This is a genomic window from Streptomyces sp. NPDC005533 (assembly GCF_042871845.1).
Classification (GTDB): Bacteria; Actinomycetota; Actinomycetes; order Streptomycetales; family Streptomycetaceae; genus Streptomyces.
In genome coordinates, this window is the sequence record NZ_JBIAJH010000038.1 from 36,602 (window position 1) to 54,397 (window position 17,796).

The following is a 17,796-nucleotide window of genomic DNA, read 5'->3' on the forward strand; positions in this document are numbered from 1 at the left end:
GGTGGGCCGGCTCACGGGTCGTCCGGGACGAGGACGTCGAGGACGCAGATGTCGTCACGGTTGCCCGGGCACAGCGCCGCGAGCGTCCGGGCGAGGGTTGCGCCGTGTCCCGCCCGGAGGAGCCGCAGGGTGGACGCGGCGAGCCGGTCGAGTCCGACGCCGATGTCCTCACCCGGTTCCTCCACGAGTCCGTCGGTGTAGAAGAGCAGACGGTCGCCGGGCATCAGGTCGAGGACGGCGTGGCCGTAGGAGGCGTCGGAGGTCGCGCCGAGGAGGTTGCCCCGCGGCTGTTCGAGGAAGCTCGCCTGGTCGCCGCGGATCAGCAGGGGAGGCAGGTGGCCGGCCCGTACCCAGGTCAGGCGCCGGTCCCAGGGCTGGTAGCGGCCCATCACCATGGTGGCGGTCGCGGTGGCGGACGGGTCCGTGGCGGTGTGGAGCAGGAGGGTGTTGAGCCGGCGCAGTACGTCGGGCAGGGGCGAGCCGGTGATCGTCATGCCCTTCGTGGTGAACCGCAGCTGGGCCATCGTGCCGACGGCGGCCAGGCCGTGGCCCGCCACGTCCCCGACGACGAACAGGGCACTGCCGTCCGGGAGTTCGATGGCGCTGTACCAGTCGCCGCCGACGTTGACCCCCCGGTCGGCCGGGACGTACGCGACGTCGATGCACAGGCCGGCCAGTTGCAGGGACTGCTCGGGGATCGGCAGCAGGGTGTCCTGGAGGCTCGCGGCGAGCGCCCGTTCGGCCTGGAGCATGCCGCGCTCGAGGAGGACGGCCCGTTCGCTCTCGCGCAGGGCGAGCTCGACGCCGCGCTGCGCGCTGAGGTCCTGGAAGAAGCCGTGCACCTCCACCGGTGTGCCGTCCGCGTCCGTCTGGGCCTCGGCGACGATCCGCAGGTGACGCACCCCGTCGACGGTCGTGATCCGGAACGGCTGGTCGACGGGCTCCCCCCTGCTCAGCAGCTGCCGGAGGGCGGTGCCCAGCTTGGGCAGGTCCTCGGGGACGACGCGCCGCGGCAGTTCCTCCAGTGCCATCGGCCCGTGGCAGGGGTCGCGGTCGAAGATGGCGTAGACCTGATCGGACCAGGTGACGGTGTCCGTCGCCAGGTTCCAGCCGGCCCACCCGAGGTTGCCCAGCCGCTGCATGTCGGCCAGCCGGCGCGCCTCGCGCTCGCTCGTGTCGTGCCGGATCCAGCTCACGACCAGCCGGTCTCCCAGCCTGGAGGCCCGGACCGAGTAGACGGACTGCTGCGGGACCCCGGCGACCACCTCCTCGTAGGTGAAGGGCTCACCCTCGTACGCCGTTCCCGTCGTCAGCGTCTCCAGGTACCCCTCCCACAGCGCGGTGCCCACCACGGTCGGGTACGTCTCCAGGATCCGGCGGCCGACCAGCTCCTTGCCGCGCCGCCCCGCGATGTCCACCGACTCGGGCGCCGCCGCGTCGATGCGGTAGTCCTCCACCTCGCCGGTCTCCGAGCGCAGGGGCGTGAGCAGGATCGCGGGCCCGGCCAGCGCGTCCAGCATCCGCTGCGCCGAGGCCACGTCCACGTCCACCGGCTCGGCTTCGGCGTCGTGGGGCGGCTCCGGCCCGCCCAGCGGGCCGGCGCACAACCGGGCCGCCCGCCGCAGCAGCGCCCGGATGTCGGACGGGAAGGGTCCCGACCGCGTCCGCAGGAAGCCGATGACCTTGTCCGGCGGCCCGTCGGCGGGTACGGGGATCCAGGCGCGGGAGTGCCACCGGTCCGTCGCGTGCCCGATCAGCAGGTAGTGACGGGCGTCCTGCGCCGGATCCTCCAGCCACAGCGCCCGACGTCCGGTGACCGCCTCGTGGGCGGCCACGCCGGCGAGCGGGGGGATGTGGCGCCACTGTTCGGCCAGCACGTCGTCGATGCCGGCGTGGCCGATCAGTTCCAGGTTTCCGGCCGGCGCCAGGGCGTAGATCATCACCGCGTCCACGCCGGCACCGGTGCCGAGCACGGTCCGCAACAGCTCCGCGACGTCGTCACCGCCGTGCGCCGCCGCCAGGCCGTCGGCCAGCCGGGCCGTCGGCGGGAGCAGGGCGGCCGTACCGGCGCGACTGCCGACGAGCCGGTGTCCGGAGCCGGGGGCCGGCGCGGCCGGTTCTTCCCCCGGTCCCGCCGAGGGGGCGGCGGGCGGGGCGGCGGTACCGGTTGCGGGCGGGGCGGCGGCAGTTGCCGGCGGCGGGTTCGCGGGAATGTGCCCCAGCGTGAGCCAGCACTCCTCCAGAAGGGTGCGGCCCCCCGCACCGGCCCGGCCGAGCAGCATCTCGTGGGCCGTGTCGGCGGATACGCCCGATCGGGCCATCAGGACGCCCTTGGCCCGCTCCACGACGGCGGTGGTCGCGGCGACGCCTTCCAGGTCCACGACCTGCGATCGCAGCCTGGCGATCACCTTGGCGAGCGCCAGCACCTCGGGCCCGGCGCCCTCGCCCGCAGGTGCGGCATCGCCCTTCATCCCTTGAGCATGCCACGGCCGTACCCGGTGTGCGCTCAGGTGGGAGGCCCCGGCTGCGGCCCGCGCGGGAGCCCGCGGTGGCCGTCGCCGTCCCCGCTTGAGGCGCGTCCGACGGGGCAGGCGCCAGGGGCGCCCGCCCGGCAGGAACGGCCGGCGAGGCCACGTACGCCAAGTAACACGAGGTGAACCACATGGACTGGACCACCGAACCGGTACCCGAAGGCCCCGGGCCCACCCCCGGGAGCCCGGATCCCGTACCGCGCGATCCGTTGCCCGGCGGGCCGGCCCACCCGAGTCCCGGCCCCAAGCCCCGAGATCCCCGCCCGGCTCCCGATCGGCCCACGCCCGGTGAGCCGCCCGCAGTGCCCGAACCCCCGGACTGAGGACGGCGCCGCCCGCACCACGGGCGGCGCCGGAGCCACCCGTATTCCTCAGGGAATTCCCGCACGAATTGCGGAGCGCCTGCCGCGGAAGCAAGGTGGGCAGCACCCCCTTCCAGAGAGGAACCACCCCGTCATGAGCAAGGCAAAGGGCAAGGCGAAGCAGATCAAGGGCAAGATCAAGGAGAGCGCCGGCAGTGCCATGGACGACAAGGGCATGCAGGCGGAGGGCAGCGCCGAGCGGATGAGCGGCAAGGCGGAGGAAATGACGGCGAAGACCTCGGACAAGATGAAGGGGTCCACGCGCAAGTCCTGATCGGCCTCGCGACCCGATCCACGTACGGAGTGCCCCGCCGGGCAGCGGTCCGGCGGGGCACTCGCGCGCTGCGGTGAATGAAGCGCCGGGGGCGGGGCAACCGAGTCCGCGCGGGGCACCGATGCCGCCGCGTACGCCAGCGAAGAGGGCGGGACGGCAGGAAGACCTCGTCGTCCCCCGCCCGCCGGAGGAGTTGTTTTCGCGTGACCGAACATGTGTGGACCTACCGGTCGACCGCCGGCCACCTGGCCGGCGCCGATCTGACCGGCTACAAGGTCGAGGCGACCGACGGACACATCGGCAAGGTGGACAAGCACTCCCACGAGGCCGGTGACGCCTACCTGGTCGTCGACACCGGTGCGTGGATCTTCGGCAAGGAGGTCCTGCTCCCGGCGAGCACCGTGCTCCGGATCGATGCCGACGAGGAGAAGGTCTACGTCAACGGCACCAAGGAGCAGATCAGGAACGCGCCGGAATTCCACCGGGACAAGCACCTGGGCGACGTCGACTACCGCGAGGCGCTCGGCACGTACTACTACTCGGCCGGCGGCCCCCTCGGCCGTCGCCCGGCCTGACCGACACCTGAACGGGCCCGGACCCGTCGAGTAACGGCCCATTTCCGTTTCCGTCGACCTGTTCGTATCCGAAGTTCGAGGGTAGACGGGATCCGAGAGGCCACGGCGGTTCCGATCGTTCCGCCGAATCCCCAACATGAACGAGGGAAAACATGATTCTCATCGGACTTATTCTCCTGATCGTGGGATTCCTGACCGGAATTTCCATCCTGTGGACCATCGGGGCCATCCTGCTCGTGGTGGGGGCAGTGCTGTGGGTCCTCGGGTCGGTCGGGCACGCGGTCGGCGGTCGGCGCCATTACTGGTAGCCGGCCGGTCCCGGGCCGGACGCGGGAAGCGGCCGGCCCGGGAGTGGTCCGTGGACGGAGCCGGTACGGCTCCGTCCGACACAGCAAGCAGCTCGACGGTCGGGGTGAGGCGACAGTGGACACGACGGGAGAAGTCGCCGGCGAAACCCGGCGTACAGGAGCACCGGTCATGGGACAGCGCCGCCGGCTCGCCCTGCGCAGTGTCCGGGGCGCGGTCGGCAAAGGCCGCGACTTCACCCGCCAGACCCTGCGGGACTGGGGCTGGGACCGCAGCGAGAGCGCCGAGGACGCCCTGCTCGTCGTGTCCGAGCTGGTGACCAACGCCGCCCTGCACGCCCGCGGTTGCCACGAACTCGTACTGACCGCCGGTGAGACCCTGCGCATCGACGTGCTCGACGGCGCGACGACGCTGCCCCCTACCCGGGCCGGGTCCCGGCCGGGTGTCCCCGGCGGCCACGGCCTCCACATCGTGCAGCGGCTGTCCGACCGCTGGGGTTCCTACGCCCACGGGACCGGCAAGGTCGTGTGGGCCGAGATCGAGGCGTCCCGGCTGGCGGACCGTCAGCAGGGCGCGCGTACCGCGCCGTTCGCCGGGTAGACGGGCCCGTATGACATGGAGTGGAGCGCGGCGCGGTGAGCAGGCGAAAGAAGCGGCCGAAGGGGCCGGAGCGGCCGTACCGGTCTCCGGGGGGCGGCGCCGTCCGGTGCACCCCGCCGTCCGGGCCCTGGCCATGGTGGCGGCCTTCGCCGGCACCGTCGGATTCAGCGTGGTCCTGGCCCGGCTGACCCTGGAACCGTCCGCGGCCTCGGTGGACCTCGTGCACAGCAACGTCCACCCCGGCCGTTCGATCAGCGCCTACCTGGAGGCTTCCTCGACGATCGAGGCGGTGCGCCAGCTGGGCGGGAACCTCCTGCTGGGCCTGCCCTTCGGCGTGCTCCTGCCCGTCCTGCTGCCCCCGGCCCGGGGGCTGTTGCGCGTCGGCGCCGTGACGGTCTGCCTGATGACGCTGGTGGAGCTCACCCAGGGAGCCCTCGTCACCGGACGCGTCTTCGACATCGACGACGTCATCCTCAACACGGCCGGAGCGCTCCTCGGTTACCTGCTGATCGGCCGCCGGCTGGGCCGGGCCGTGCACCCGCGCCGCAGGCACTGGTGGCACCGCCTGCCCCAGCCCCGCCTGCCCCGCCGCGGCCCGACCGGCCGTCGGACGGCCGCGGAGACCCGCGACAACTGACGCGTGAGCCCTGCTCCGTGAGCCCCGCCCCGTGAGCCCCGCTCCGTCATCCCTGCCCCCGTAAGCCCGTTCCGGCGCGCCCCGACGCGTGCGACCGGACTGGTGTGCCCCGGACTTGTGACTCATGAGTACTGCACACCCCATAGGTGACAGCGGTGACTGTCGCCGCGTCCGCCGGGCGTGACACCTTCGGTCTGCCGCCGACCGAGGGAGCAGGTGTGAACAAGGGGTACGCAGCCTTCTGCGACACAGACCGCTGGTTCTACGACGCGCCGTACCGGCGGGCCGGCGAGCAGAACTACGCGGCGGCTGACGCCCCCGTCCCGGCGGGGTGGCGCTCGCACCGCAGCGGTGACTGGTTCGCCCTGCGCCCCGTCGCCGCCGAACTGCCCGCACAGGGCTGGAAGATCCACGTGTCGGCCACGCTCGACAACGCCGAGTCGCTCCTGACGACGGTGTACGAGTACTGCACCGCCCGGGGCATCGCCTTCAAGTTCATACCGAGCCGGTACCTGCTGCACCTGCGCAACGCCAAGTACGCCGACCGTGCCGGGAGCGGGAAGTTCATCACCGTCTATCCGGCCGACGAGGAGCAGTGCCACCGCATCGCGGAGGACCTCGACGCCGCGCTGGCGGGGGCGGCCGGCCCGTACATCCTCAGCGACCTGCGGTGGGGCGCCGGACCGGTGCACCTGCGCTACGGCAGCTTCACCCTGCGGCACTGCTACGACGAGCACGGCGAACTGGTCCCGGCGATCGAGGCCCCCGACGGGCGGCTCGTACCGGACCGGCGCGGGCCGGCCTTCCAGCCCCCCGAGTGGCTCCCACTGCCCGACTTCCTGGAGCCGCACCTCGCCGCGCGCTCCGCGGTCACCCTGACCGACATCCCCTTCACGGTGGAACGGGCGCTGCACTTCTCCAACGGCGGCGGAGTCTACGTCGGCAAGGACAGCCGCACCGGCGAGTCCGTGGTCCTCAAAGAGGCCCGGCCGTACGCGGGCCTCGCGGCCGACGGCGCCGACGCCGTGACCCGGCTGCACCGCGAACAGGCCGCACTGGAACGGCTGGCGGGCCTGGACTGCGTCCCGGCGGTCCGCGGCACCTTCACCGTCGGTGACCACCACTTCCTGGTGCTGGAACACCTCGCCGGAAAGCCGCTCAACACCTACTTCGCCCGACGCCACCCCCTCATCGAGGCGGATCCCGACCCGGCGGAGCTGGCCTCCTACACCGAGTGGGCGCTCACGATCCACCGGCGGGTCACCGAGGCCGTCGACGCCGTGCACAGCCGCGGCGTCGTCTTCAACGACCTCCACCTCTTCAACATCATGGTCGCGGAGGACGAGAGCGGCGAACCCACCGTCGCGCTCCTGGACTTCGAAGCCGCCGCGCACGTCGACGAGGGACTGCGGCAGACCGTCGCCAACCCGGCCTTCGTCGCCCCGGCCGAGCGGCGCGGGTTCTCCGTGGACCGCTACGCCCTCGCCTGCCTGCGGCTCGCCCTGTTCCTCCCGCTGACCAGCCTGCTCGTCCTGGACCGGGCCAAGGCCGCACACCTGGCCGCCGTCGCCGCCGAACAGTTCCCCGTACCGCGGCGGTTCCTCGACGAGGCGGTCGAGGAGATCCTGTCCGGCGTCCCGCAGGGAACGCCCGGCGGGCGCCTACCCGCACCGGCCGGACCGTACCTGCCCGTCGAGCCGGGGCAATGGCCGGCCGCCCGTACGTCGATGACCGCGGCGCTGCGGGCGAGCGCCACCCCGGACCGTGAGGACCGCCTCGTCCCGGGCGACATCGCCCAGTTCGCGGCCGCCGGCGGAGGCCTCGGCTTCGGCCACGGGATCGCCGGAGTGCTCCACGCCCTCGCGGAGACCGGCGCCGGACCCTGGCCCGAGGCCGAGGAATGGCTGCTCGAACGGACCGCGGAACCCGCCTCCGGCACCCCGCTCGGCTTCTACGACGGTCTGGCCGGCACGGCCTGGACGCTGCACCGGCTCGGACACCACGACCGCGCCCTCGCCCTCGTCGACCTGCTCCTGGACCAGCCCTGGGAGAGCGCGGGCCCCGACCTGCACGGCGGACTGGCCGGCATCGGCCTGGCCCTGGACGCGCTCGGCACCGCCACCGGCGAGAGCGGGCTGCACACCGCCGCCCTGCGCTGCGCCGAACTGGTCGTCCAACCGGAGCGGCGGCCCCGGCGCGCGGGCCTGCTGTACGGCAACTCCGGCACCGCCCTGCTCCTCGTGCGGCTCTACGAGCGCACCGGTGACAAGGAACTGCTGATCCAGGCCGCCGAAGCACTCCACCGCGACCTCGACCGCTGCGTCACCAGCGCGTTCGGCACCCTCCAGGTGAACGAGGGCTGGCGCACGATGCCGTACCTCGGCGAGGGCAGCGTCGGCATCGGCATGGTGCTCGACGACTGGCTGGAACACGGCCCGGACGAGCGCTTCGAACAGGCCCGGCGTGAGATCGTACGGGCGGCGCAGGCGACCTTCTACGCCCAGCCCGGGCTGCTGCGCGGCGCCGCCGGGATGATCCTGCACCTGGCCCGGACCACCACGCCCGGCCCGGGCACCGGGCCCGACGCCATCGCCCGCCAGATCGACGCACTGGCCCGGCACGCCGTGCCGTACCAGGGGCATCTGGCCTTCCCCGGCGAGCAGATGATGCGGCTGTCCATGGACCTCGCCACGGGCACGGCCGGCGCCCTCCTCGCCCTCGGCAGCGCCGCGCCCGGCGGGCGCGCGCACCTGCCGTTCCTCCCGCCGCTGCGCGAGCGCGCGGCGGCCCCCAAGCCGGTCCCGTCCGGGGCCGTGACCCATCGCACCACCTCAGAGAAGAAGAGGAACCTGACATGACGCTTCTTGACCTGCAGTCGATGGAGACCCCGAAGGAAGAGACCACCGAGGCCGCGCTCACGGGCGGTGGCAGCCGGGCCAGCCTGCTGCTCTGCGGCGACAGCAGCCTGAGCCTCACGACCTGTAACTGACCCAGGTCACCTCGGGCCCGGGCGGTTCGCCGCCCGGGCCCGCACCACATCTCTGGAGGCATCCGCAGATGAGCCCTCCCGACGCGGTGCCCGACGGGGTGCCCGACACGGCGCGGGAGCCGGCCGTGGGACGCACCGCCGACCGCGCCCTCGTGGCAGCGGCGCGGCACAGCGGCGGGCGCACCGCCGCCGTCCTCGGATGCGCCGTGACGGCCGCCGCGGCGGCCCTCGCCGAGCCCGCCGTCCTCGGCCACACCCTCGACCTGCTGCTCCGCCGCGCCCCGTCGGGCCCCGCCTGGACGCTGCTGTGCGCCGCGGTCATCGTGGCGGAGGTGGCCCTGGACGCCGCCGCCGCCCGGCTGACCGGCGAGGTGGACGGCCGTTCCACCGCCCGGCTGCGGAGGCTCGCCCTCGCCGGGCTGCTGCGGACGGCCCCGCACCACGCGGCCCGCCACGCGCCCGGCGAAACCGCCGCGCGGCTGACCGCGCACGCCGCCGAGGCCGGCAAGGTCCCGGCCGCCGTCGCGCACGCCCTCGCCGCACTGCTGCCGCCGCTCGGCGCGGTGGTCGCGCTCTTCCTCATCGACGTCTGGACGGCGCTCGCCTTCCTCGCGGGCGTGCCCCTGCTGGTGCTGCTGCTGCGCGCCTTCACCCGAGACACCCGTACCAGCATCGCCCGCTACCAGCAGGTCCAGCTCGCGACCGCGGGCCGCCTCGTCGAAGCCCTGGCCGGAGCACGCACGATCGCCGCCGCCGGCACCGCCGCACGCGAACGCGCCCGGATCCTCGCCCGGTTGCCCGAGCTCGGCACCGAGGGCAGGCGCATGTGGCAGGTCTACGGCGGCACCACGGCCCGGTCCGCGACCCTCATGCCGATGCTCCTGTACGCGGTCCTCGCCGTCGGCGGCATCCGCCTGTCGGCCGGGGCCCTCGGCGTCGGCGAACTCCTCGCCGTCCTGCGGTACGCCGGCCTCGCGGCCGGCATCGGCGCCGTGACGGGCGGGCTGGCGGCCGTGGTCCGCGGCCGGGCCGCCGCCCGCAGGACCGCGGACCTGCTGACGCTGCCGGTGCTCGACCACGGCCGGGCGGAGCTGCCGGACGACGGCCTCGGCACCCTGGAACTGCGCGGGGTCCGGGTCGTACGGTCAGGCGCGACGGTCCTGCACGACATCAGCCTGGTGGTCCCCGGAGGCTCCACGGTGGCGGTGGTGGGCCGCTCGGGCGCCGGCAAGACGCTCTTCGCCGCCGTGGCCGGCCGGCTCACCGACCCCGACGCGGGCCAGGTGCTGCTGGACGGCGTCCCCCTGCGGGAGCTGACCGCCGAAGCGCTGCGCCGCGAGGTCGGGCACGCCTTCGACCGGCCCGTGCTCCTCGGGGAGACGGTCGGCGAGGCGATCGGGTTCGGCGCAGGTCCCGCCCCGGACCCCGAAGCGGTGCGCGGCGCGGCCCGTGCCGCGGGCGCCGACCCCTTCGTACGGCGGCTGCCCCACGGGTACGGCACGCGCCTCGCCGACGCCCCCCTGTCCGGCGGTGAGGTCCAACGCCTGGGCCTGGCCAGGGCGTTCTGCCACGCGGGCCGGCTCCTCGTGCTGGACGACGCCACCTCCAGCCTCGACACGGTCACCGCCCGTGAGGTCGAGCGGGCGCTCGCCCACCGGGTCCGGCCCGGCACCCGGATCGTGGTCGCGCACCGCCTGTCGTCCGCGGCCCGCGCCGACCTCGTCGTATGGCTGGAGGAGGGACGGGTGCGGGCGGCCGGACCCCACGCCGAACTGTGGCGGGACGAACCCGCGTACCGGGCGGTGTTCGCCGCCGACGCGGCAGTCGCGGCGGACGGGGGGGCGCCCACGGCAGCCGCGCCCGAAGCGGTCACGGAGGCGGCGCGGTGACCGGGGGCACGAGCGAGGACGTGGGCAGCAGCGGGGGCAAGAGCGAGGGCGAGGCCGAGGCCTGGCGCCGCGTGGCCCCCGAGGGCCGGCGGTTCCTGCGCGGCCGCAAGGGCGCCGTGGGCCGGCTGGCGGCCTGGTCGCTCCTGGAGTCCGCGCACACCTTCCTCGGCGGCTACGGCGTCGCCCGCGCCCTCGACGACGGCTTCCTCGCCGGCCGCACCGCCACCGGTCTCGCCTGGCTGGCCGCGGCCGGAGCCGGGGCCCTCCTCGGCGGGTACGCACTGCGCGGGGTGTTCACCGCACTCGCCGACCTCGTCGAGCCGCTGCGGGACGGCCTGGTCCGGCGGGCGGTGCGGCAGGCACTGGAGCGCGCCGTCGCCGACCCGGTGCGCGCCCCCGACACCGGCGCGGTGTCCCGGCTGACCCAGCAGACGGAGATGGCCCGGGACTCCTTCGCGGGCCTGGTCCTGACGGTGCGTTCGTTCGCGTTCACCGCCGTGGGCGTCCTCGCGGGGATGGCGGCCCTGGCCCCCGTACTGCTGCTGGTCGTGCTGCCCCCGCTGCTGCTGGGCGTGGCCGCCTTCCTGGCCACGCTGCGCCCCATGGCGTCCGCGCAGCGCCGCTCCCTGGACACCGACGAGGCGCTGGCCGACCGGGTGGCGGCCCTGGGGGAGGGCCTGCGCGACGTCGTCGCCTGCGGTGGCCAGGAGGCGGCGCGCGCCGGGGTGGAGCCGCTGATCGCCGCCCAGGAGCGGCTGGCGCGGACCCTCGCGCGCTGGGCGGCCGTGCGCACCCTGGCCCTGGCGACGGCGGGCCGGCTCCCGGTGATCGCGCTCCTCGCCGCGACGCCCTGGCTGCTCGGCCGCGGGATCACGGCCGGCACGCTGGCCGGCGGCCTCACCTACCTGGTGCAGGCACTGCTGCCCGCCCTCAACTCGCTGATGACCGCGCTGGGTTCCGCCGGCACCCGGCTGGTGGTGGTCCTCGAACGCTTCTGTGACCCGCCGCGGGGGGAGCCGGACGGCCCCCGCGCGACGAAACCGCCGGCGCCCGTCCCCGCCGGCCGGGGGACCGCCGCCGCGGCCGAGCTGCGGGACGTCACCTTCGCCTACGGACCCGGCGCGGTCCCCGTACTCGACGCCCTCGACCTGGTGGTGCGGCCGGGGGAGCACCTCGCCGTGGTCGGGCCGAGCGGCATCGGCAAGTCGACACTCACCGCGCTGCTCGCCGGAATGCTGTCACCCGACGCGGGGACCGTCCTCGTCGCCGGCGCGGCCGCCCGCCGGGACCGGGCCGCCACGGGACCGGACCCGCGGCGGACCCTGCTGCCGCAACAGGCCTACGTGTTCACCGGCACCGTGCGGGAGAACCTCACCCACCTGTCCCCGCACCCGGGTGCCCCCGGGTGCGGGGACGCCCGGGTGCGGCGGGCCATCAGCGCCCTCGGGCTGGAGGAGCTGGTGGACCGGCTGGGCGGCCTGGACGCCGAGGTGTCCCCCCGGCTGCTGTCCCGGGGGGAGTGCCAGCACCTCGCGCTCGCCGCCGCCTACCTCTCGCCGGCCCCGCTGCTGCTGCTCGACGAGGCCACCTGCCACCTGGACCCGCGTACCGAGGAACGGGCCGAACGGGCCCTCGCGGAGCGTCCCGGCACCCTCGTCGTCGTGGCCCACCGGGTCTCGTCCGCGGCCCGCGCCGACCGGGTCCTCGTCCTCGACGGAACCCGGGCCGTGTGCGGTACGCACGCGGAACTCCCGGCCAGGTCGGCCCTGTACCGCGATCTGGTGGGCGGGTGGAACGGTACGGACGAGTGACGCGGCCGGCCGGCGCCGCCGGGCGGCCCCCGGCGCACCCGTCCGCGGCGGGCTGCGGATCACACCCAGCCGGCCCGCCGGGAGATGCGGATCGCGTCGATGAGGTTGCGCGCGCCGGTCTTGCGGGTCGCCGCGGCCATGTAGTTGCGTACTGTGCCGCTCGCCAGGTGCAGCGTACGGGCGATCTCGGCGATGGAATCGCCTTCCGCGGCCCGGGCCAGCACGCTGAGTTCCCGCGGGCTCAGCGGTAAGGGGTCGGCCTCCATGAAGGCGGAGGCCAGCGACGCGTCGATGAACCGTTCCCCCGCGGCGACCTTCCGGACCGCCCGGACGAGCCGCCCCGGTGAGCCGTCCTTGTCCACGTAGCCGAGGGCCTCGGCCCGGAAGGCCCGGTGCAGCGAACCGGGCGCGCCGGTCGACGCGAGGACGAGGACCGGCGACGGGGACGCGAGGACCTGCCGGTCCGCGCGCCCGTCGTCGGCCAGGACGGCCGTGGTCCCCGGACAGTCGAGGTCGACGACCGTCACGTCTGGTCGTATGGTCTCGGCCTGGCGCACCGCCGTCCTCCAGCCCGCCGACGTGACCTCGAAGCGCCCTTCCGATCTCAGTAGGGCGGCCAGTGCAGACCTCACCAGGCTGACGCTGTGCAGGACGAGGACCTTCGTCATCAGTGCTCTCCTCGGTAGACGTACCAACGGCACCACGGGTGCCCCCGATCAGGGGTGATGGAACGTCACTGCGGGGGGCGTGCAGGGGCGCACGGACAACTTGGCCGAGATACCCGGGGAATCGGCTTCCCTTAGGCGGGTTAACCCCTTGAAGACCGGGCCTTTACCGCCCGCCCGGCCCTCCGGCGGGGATCAGATCTCGCCGCGCCAGGCCCCCGTCGCGACCCCGCGCGACTCGATGAACAGCTTGAACCGCTTCAGATCGCCCATCACCTGACGCTTGACGAAGCCGAGTTTGTCGGCGGCCGTCTCGGCCAGACCGTCGGGCACCCAGTTCATGTGCAGGACGACCTTGGTGGTGGTCGCGTCGATCGGCTGGAAGACGACCAGCCCGGCCTGGCGGGCCTCCCCGTCGACCGTCATCCACGCGACCCGCCGGTCCGGGAGCTGCTCGGTGATCTGCGCGTCGAACTCGCGCTGCACACCGTTCACGTTCGTCACCCAGTGGGTGAGCGTGTCCGTGCGCTGGTCGACGCGTTCGACCCCCTCCATGAAGGCGGGGAAGTCCTCGAACTGCGTCCACTGGTTGTAGGCGGTGCGTACGGGGACGTTGACCTCGACGTACTCCTCGACGTGCGACATGTGCACCTCTTCCGTGTGGTGGGCAGCCCCGCACCCTGGGGTGCGGGTCGTCCATCAGGACGTCTTGAGGCGCGGCTACCCGGCCGGGAGCTGAACACGCCGCGGCCGGCGCCCGATTCAGCCGTACGCCACGGTCACCTCGCGGAAGCCCAGGGAGCGCAGCAGACCTTGCAGCATCGACGTGGTGTTCTGCTCGGCGCGTTCGACGAGACCGCTGTCGCGGGCGGCTTCGTCGATGTGCTGCACGGCGAGCTTCTGCACGGCCTGCTCGCCCGCCGGGTTGTCGGAGAACAGGTCGCCGAGCCGGTCCAGCAGGCCCCGCTGCTTCGTCACCGCGTACGAGCGGGCCGGGTCGAGGGCCGCCTTGCCGAGCACCGCGTGCGGCAGCCGGATCGAGGCCTCGGTGCGGTCGCCGTTCACGGTGACGCTCCGCTCGTCCAGCCCGCCGAAGTCGACGTAGCCGCCGACCGTGCCGGAGCCCACGTACAGGGTGCGGGTGCCGCGGATCGCGTCCGGCAGCAGCGCCGCGTCCTTCTCCAGGTCCACGACCACCTGGAAGTTTCCGACAGCCGCCTCGTAACGGTCCATGTCCTGGATCGACTTGAGCAGCGCGGGACCGGAGCGGTCCCGGGTGTCCTCGCCGAAGAGGTCGCCGAATCCCGGAATCAGGCTGAAGCGCTCCGCGAGCACGATCAGCACCACGACCACCGCCACACCGACGGCGATCCGCCCCCACCACGGGCGCCACGAGCCGCCCGGCCGAGCCGAAGAGGTTTCCATGCACCGCGGATACCCCGTGGACGCGGCTCCAGCGCGGATCCGCGGGCCTAGCGGTGGCGGGCGAGGGACTGGACGAGGACGAGCAGGGCGAAGCCGATGACGAGCAGGTGCACCCAGGCGGGCCCGGGCGCCGGGGTGAGGGACAGGGCGGTGAGCTGATGGGTGGTCATGACGCGCGTGTGCCCGCGGCAGCCCTATTAACGCCCCGGGCACCGTGCGGGCGGGCGGTCCGGGCCGGCGGAACCGGCCGTCAGCGCCCCGTGGGGCTGCCGGACACCAGTCGGGCGGCCTCGATCTCGGCCCAGACGGCCTTTCCGCCTTCGTGCGTCTGGGTGCCCCAGCGGTCGGACAGCCGATCCACGATGTGCAGCCCGTGGCCGCCGGGGAGGCCGCGCTGCGGGGCCGGGTGGGGGCGGGGCAGCGTCGTCGTGCCGTCGTACACCTCGATCCGCAGGCAGTCCCCGGCCGTGAGCACGAGCTCGTGACAACCGCCCGCGTGCAGTGCGGCGTTCGTCACCAGCTCGGACACGAGGAGCAGGGTGTCCTCGGAGGTCTCGGTCCCGTCCCAGCCCCAGTCCCGCAGGGCCTGGCGTGTGAAGTCACGTCCCTTGGCCACGGAGCCGCGGACGCCCGTCAGGGCGAGCCGGCGGCGCTGCCCCCGGACGGGAGCGGCGGCGCTTACGGTATCGCCCGTTTCCGGACCGATCGTCTCCATTGTGGTCTTTCACCCCCCGCATCGACTCTTGACTCTGCTCTCGGTACTTGCCCGTGACAGTCTAGGGGACCGCCGCTGTCAGAGCGTCGCGATGTGGAGCCGCAGTGTGAAGCCGCTCTCCGTGGCACGGACCTCGACGAGATCGCAGAGCTGGTGGATCATCCACAGCCCGCGGCCTCCCTGGGTGGACGCCAGGGAGGGGCGGCGGCGCCCGGCCAGGGGGTCGGCCAGCCGGCCGCCGTCGTGGATCTCGGCGACGACTCCGGCTGCCGATCCCGCTCCGGTGGTCGTCCACAGCCGGAGGGTGCCCTTCCCGCCTCCGTGGGAGAGGGAGTTGGCCGCAGCCTCGCTGACGGCCAGGACGAGGTCGCCGCGCCGCGCCGGGGTCAGGGCCGTGCCGCGCGCCCAGTTCTCGGCGTGCTCGCGCACCTCGGCCAGCCCGCCGGGGGCGTAGTCGAGCCGGGACACCTCGCCGTCGTGTTCGGGCAGCGGGAGATCGCAGTCCGCGCTGACCGCGGCGGCGTCGCTGTACGCGGGGCTCGGCAGGTCCCGGCCCTCCTCTATCAGCGTGGGGTGGGTGCGCCGGGCGTCCGCCACCACCGAGGGCGCGAGCCCCTCTACGTCGTACGGGCACAGGATGGTGGCCGGCCGGCCGGCGAAGGCCGTGTTGATGAGGGCCTCGTGGCGGGTGGCCTCCAGGACCTCCGCGGGGGAGCGACCGGGCCAGATCGGCTCGCCGACGATGCGGGCCGCACGGCCCGCGTGCCGGTCGGCGAAGTCCTGGAGGGAGGCCAGGATGCGGCCCGGGTTGCGGCCCAGCTCCGTCATGTCCGTCCAGGCGATCTCGGCCCCGCCCGTGTCGAGGCTCTCGCGCAGGGCGTCCAGGTGCGGGCCCGGCACGGCGACGAGCACCGGCTCGTCGGCCGACAGGGCGGTCCGTACGAAACCGCCCACACCGGTGAGGTACTCGTCGAGGTCCCGGTAGAAGAGGGCGGGGTGGACGAAGGCCGCAGGCTCGGCGGGCGCAGGAACAGTGATCATGCTGCGACCTCCAGCGCGGCGCATTCGTCCGGGAACATCTCCACTACCTTGCGCAGCGAGTATGGCGGGTCGTGGAGCAGCAGGCGACGCCCCTGCCCGTTCAGAGTGGCGGACGCCTGCACCAGGGCGGCCACCGCGGCCGGGTCGAGGAAGGCCACGGCGGAGAGGTCCAGGTGGACGACGGGGCCGGACACCCCGGTCACGACGCCGAGCGCGACGGACAGGGCGTGCCGGGTGTCGAGGTCGCAGCTGCCGCTCAGACGTGCGCCGGGGAGCCCGGGCAGGGGCAGGGCGGTCAGGGGCGCCGCCGCGCCCCTTCCCGCTCCCGCTCCCGGTCCCGTCCGCAGGGAGGTCATGGCCCCGCCCTACACCGTGAGCATGCCTGCGCGCAGGCGGGCCAGGGTCCGGGACAGGATGCGGGAGACCTGCATCTGGGAGATGCCCAGTTCCGCGCCGATCTCTGCCTGGGTCTTCTCCTCGCCGAAGCGCATCCGCAGGATCCTGCGATCGCGTTCGTCCAGCTGCTCCAGCAGGGGAGCCAGGGTGTGGAACTCCTCGAAGAGCTCCATGGCGGGGTCGACCTCGCCGAGGCGTTCCGCCAGGGGCCGCGTCGTCGGGCTCGTCGTGGACTGGGCGTCGCTCTCCGCGCCGGCCGTGTCGAGCGATCCGCTGGTGTAGCCGTTCGCGGCGACCAGCCCGTCGATGACCTCGTCCTCGGAGAGCTTCAGGTGCTGGGCGACCTCCTTGACCGTCGGAGCCCGGCCCAGGTCGTCGGTCAGGGTCTCCTGGGCCTTGGCGAGTTCCATCCGCAGTTCCTGCAGGCGCCGCGGGACGTGCACGGCCCAGGTGGTGTCGCGGAAGTAGCGCTTGATCTCCCCGGTGATGTAGGGGAGGGCGAGGGTGGAGAACTCCACCTCGCGCTCCAGGTCGTAGCGGTCGATGGCCTTGATCAGGCCTATGGTCCCCACCTGGATGATGTCGTCCATGTCGAGACCCCCGCCGGCCGCCCGGGAGCGGAACCGTCGCGCGGCGAACTGGACGAGAGAGAGATTCATCTCGATCAGGGTGTTGCGCGTGTACTGGTACTCACGCGTCCCCTCCTCCAGTGTGCGCAGCTTCCCGAAGAAGAGCCGCGACAGCTCGCGTGCGTCGGCCGGTGCCATCTCCCGGGCGTTCTCGACTTGGAACAGGTCCTCGTCCTGTGTTGGCGCTCCCGCGGTGCCTCGGTCACAAGCAGGGACGTGCGCCTCTGTTGCACGAATGGGGCGTACTGCGGTGGACGAGCGAGACATGGTGGCCGCTCCCTCCCGATTGACTGACGGCTGCTCGGGCCCTTCTGCCCCGACTTCGCGGTTCTACACACCTCGATCACTTTGCTTTGCCTGACGGGTCGCCCGTGCGGCCGAAGGAGCGTCGACGCGGACGGCGACGGCGGCGTCGGCGCGATGAGCAGGCATACTCCCTGAGGACGACGTACAGACGTACAGGTGGCGATCCGGGGAGGCGGACATGACCGGAGCAAGGGACGCGCACCAGCAGGGTGTGGTCGGGGAGGCCTATCCGGCGGGGACCGGGTGGGTGGTGGCGGCTCACGGAGAGCTCGACCAGGACACGCTTGCCCCGCTGGAGGTGGCGCTCACGGCCGCCGCCGACCGGTACCCGGTGGTGGTGCTGGACGCCGGCGCCATCACCTTCGGGGACTCCTCGTTCCTGAACCTGCTGCTGCGCCTGCACCACCTCACCGCCTTGCGCATCGCCGCCCCGGGCGAGCAGTTGCGCCGGCTGTTCGCCGTGACCGGGGCCGATACCGTGCTCTCCCTGCACGCGAGCGTCGAGGACGCAGTGGGGGCGTGAGCCCGCGCGGGCCGGCGCACGGGCGGCCCGCCGACGGTGTGCCCCCGCGGTCGGATGCGCTGCGTCCGGTGTGATCGACTGGGGTTCGCCGTCCCTCCGGTGGCGTTAGCCTTCACCCGACC

Annotated in this window: 19 protein-coding genes; 10 read left to right on the forward strand and 9 right to left on the reverse strand. The window is 73.8% G+C overall.

Translation table 11 applies throughout. The features are described from left to right. Positions 1-11: 11 nt before the first annotated feature. On the reverse strand, positions 12-2,471 hold the full coding sequence (locus ACFYP3_RS29295; RefSeq protein ID WP_388838797.1) for a SpoIIE family protein phosphatase: 2,460 nt from the start codon (positions 2,469-2,471) through the stop codon (positions 12-14). Between the two features lie 516 nt (positions 2,472-2,987). Between ACFYP3_RS29295 and ACFYP3_RS29300 the strand changes: the two genes are divergently transcribed. The 9 genes from ACFYP3_RS29300 to ACFYP3_RS29340 all read left to right on the forward strand — a co-directional run bounded on the left by ACFYP3_RS29300 (position 2,988) and on the right by ACFYP3_RS29340 (position 11,974). Next, positions 2,988-3,167, forward strand: coding sequence for a CsbD family protein (locus ACFYP3_RS29300; RefSeq protein WP_388838799.1), 180 nt, complete (start codon positions 2,988-2,990; stop codon positions 3,165-3,167). 203 nt (positions 3,168-3,370) lie between these two features. Beyond that, positions 3,371-3,742 carry a PRC-barrel domain-containing protein gene (locus tag ACFYP3_RS29305; RefSeq protein ID WP_388838802.1) on the forward strand — a complete coding sequence of 124 codons (372 nt, stop codon included), beginning with the start codon at positions 3,371-3,373 and terminating at the stop codon, positions 3,740-3,742. A 152-nt stretch (positions 3,743-3,894) separates the two neighbouring features. Further along, positions 3,895-4,050: a DUF6131 family protein gene (locus ACFYP3_RS29310; protein WP_388838805.1), complete on the forward strand. Its 156-nt coding sequence runs from the start codon at positions 3,895-3,897 to the stop codon at positions 4,048-4,050. Positions 4,051-4,219: 169 nt separating this feature from the next. After that, on the forward strand, positions 4,220-4,648 hold the full coding sequence (locus ACFYP3_RS29315) for an ATP-binding protein (protein WP_388838808.1): 429 nt from the start codon (positions 4,220-4,222) through the stop codon (positions 4,646-4,648). A gap of 10 nt (positions 4,649-4,658) precedes the next feature. Next, positions 4,659-5,285, forward strand: coding sequence for a VanZ family protein (locus tag ACFYP3_RS29320; protein ID WP_388838811.1), 627 nt, complete (start codon positions 4,659-4,661; stop codon positions 5,283-5,285). Between the two features lie 218 nt (positions 5,286-5,503). Next, the gene (gene lanKC, locus ACFYP3_RS29325; protein ID WP_388838873.1) at positions 5,504-8,143 is read left to right on the forward strand and encodes a class III lanthionine synthetase LanKC; all 2,640 of its coding nucleotides are present in this window, start codon (positions 5,504-5,506) and stop codon (positions 8,141-8,143) included. Continuing rightward, complete coding sequence (locus ACFYP3_RS29330) at positions 8,140-8,274, forward strand: SapB/AmfS family lanthipeptide (RefSeq protein WP_388838814.1); 135 nt, start codon at positions 8,140-8,142, stop codon at positions 8,272-8,274. Before lanKC ends, ACFYP3_RS29330 begins: the two co-directional genes overlap by 4 nt. Positions 8,275-8,342: 68 nt before the next feature. Then, positions 8,343-10,163 (forward strand): ABC transporter ATP-binding protein, encoded by a 1,821-nt coding sequence (locus ACFYP3_RS29335; RefSeq protein ID WP_388838817.1) that lies wholly within the window; start codon positions 8,343-8,345, stop codon positions 10,161-10,163. Further along, positions 10,160-11,974 carry an ATP-binding cassette domain-containing protein gene (locus ACFYP3_RS29340; RefSeq protein ID WP_388838820.1) on the forward strand — a complete coding sequence of 605 codons (1,815 nt, stop codon included), beginning with the start codon at positions 10,160-10,162 and terminating at the stop codon, positions 11,972-11,974. The genes ACFYP3_RS29335 and ACFYP3_RS29340 overlap by 4 nt, the downstream gene beginning before the upstream one ends. 59 nt (positions 11,975-12,033) lie before the next feature. Here the strand turns inward: ACFYP3_RS29340 and ACFYP3_RS29345 are convergent, their stop codons facing one another. The 8 genes from ACFYP3_RS29345 to ACFYP3_RS29380 form a co-directional block, all read right to left on the reverse strand. Further along, positions 12,034-12,642, reverse strand: a complete 609-nt coding sequence (locus ACFYP3_RS29345) for a response regulator transcription factor (protein WP_388838823.1) — start codon at positions 12,640-12,642, stop codon at positions 12,034-12,036. Positions 12,643-12,834: 192 nt separating this feature from the next. Next, a complete protein-coding gene (locus ACFYP3_RS29350; RefSeq protein ID WP_388838826.1) occupies positions 12,835-13,284 on the reverse strand; it encodes an SRPBCC family protein in 450 nt (149 codons plus the stop codon). Positions 13,285-13,401: 117 nt separating this feature from the next. Then, entirely contained in the window at positions 13,402-14,064 is a 663-nt protein-coding gene (locus ACFYP3_RS29355) for a DUF4230 domain-containing protein (protein ID WP_388838828.1), read from the reverse strand. A gap of 47 nt (positions 14,065-14,111) precedes the next feature. Continuing rightward, entirely contained in the window at positions 14,112-14,234 is a 123-nt protein-coding gene (locus ACFYP3_RS29360; protein WP_388838831.1) for a hypothetical protein, read from the reverse strand. A gap of 80 nt (positions 14,235-14,314) precedes the next feature. Next, positions 14,315-14,779 carry an ATP-binding protein gene (locus ACFYP3_RS29365; RefSeq protein ID WP_388838834.1) on the reverse strand — a complete coding sequence of 155 codons (465 nt, stop codon included), beginning with the start codon at positions 14,777-14,779 and terminating at the stop codon, positions 14,315-14,317. Positions 14,780-14,857: 78 nt separating this feature from the next. Then, on the reverse strand, positions 14,858-15,820 hold the full coding sequence (locus tag ACFYP3_RS29370) for an anti-sigma factor RsbA family regulatory protein (RefSeq protein WP_388838837.1): 963 nt from the start codon (positions 15,818-15,820) through the stop codon (positions 14,858-14,860). Further along, the gene (locus ACFYP3_RS29375; RefSeq protein ID WP_388838840.1) at positions 15,817-16,176 is read right to left on the reverse strand and encodes an STAS domain-containing protein; all 360 of its coding nucleotides are present in this window, start codon (positions 16,174-16,176) and stop codon (positions 15,817-15,819) included. The genes ACFYP3_RS29370 and ACFYP3_RS29375 overlap by 4 nt, the downstream gene beginning before the upstream one ends. 9 nt (positions 16,177-16,185) lie before the next feature. After that, positions 16,186-17,112 carry a SigB/SigF/SigG family RNA polymerase sigma factor gene (locus ACFYP3_RS29380; RefSeq protein WP_388838843.1) on the reverse strand — a complete coding sequence of 309 codons (927 nt, stop codon included), beginning with the start codon at positions 17,110-17,112 and terminating at the stop codon, positions 16,186-16,188. Between the two features lie 217 nt (positions 17,113-17,329). Here ACFYP3_RS29380 and ACFYP3_RS29385 point away from each other — a divergent pair, with 217 nt between their 5' ends. Continuing rightward, complete coding sequence (locus ACFYP3_RS29385) at positions 17,330-17,674, forward strand: STAS domain-containing protein (RefSeq protein ID WP_388838846.1); 345 nt, start codon at positions 17,330-17,332, stop codon at positions 17,672-17,674. Positions 17,675-17,796: the final 122 nt, after the last annotated feature.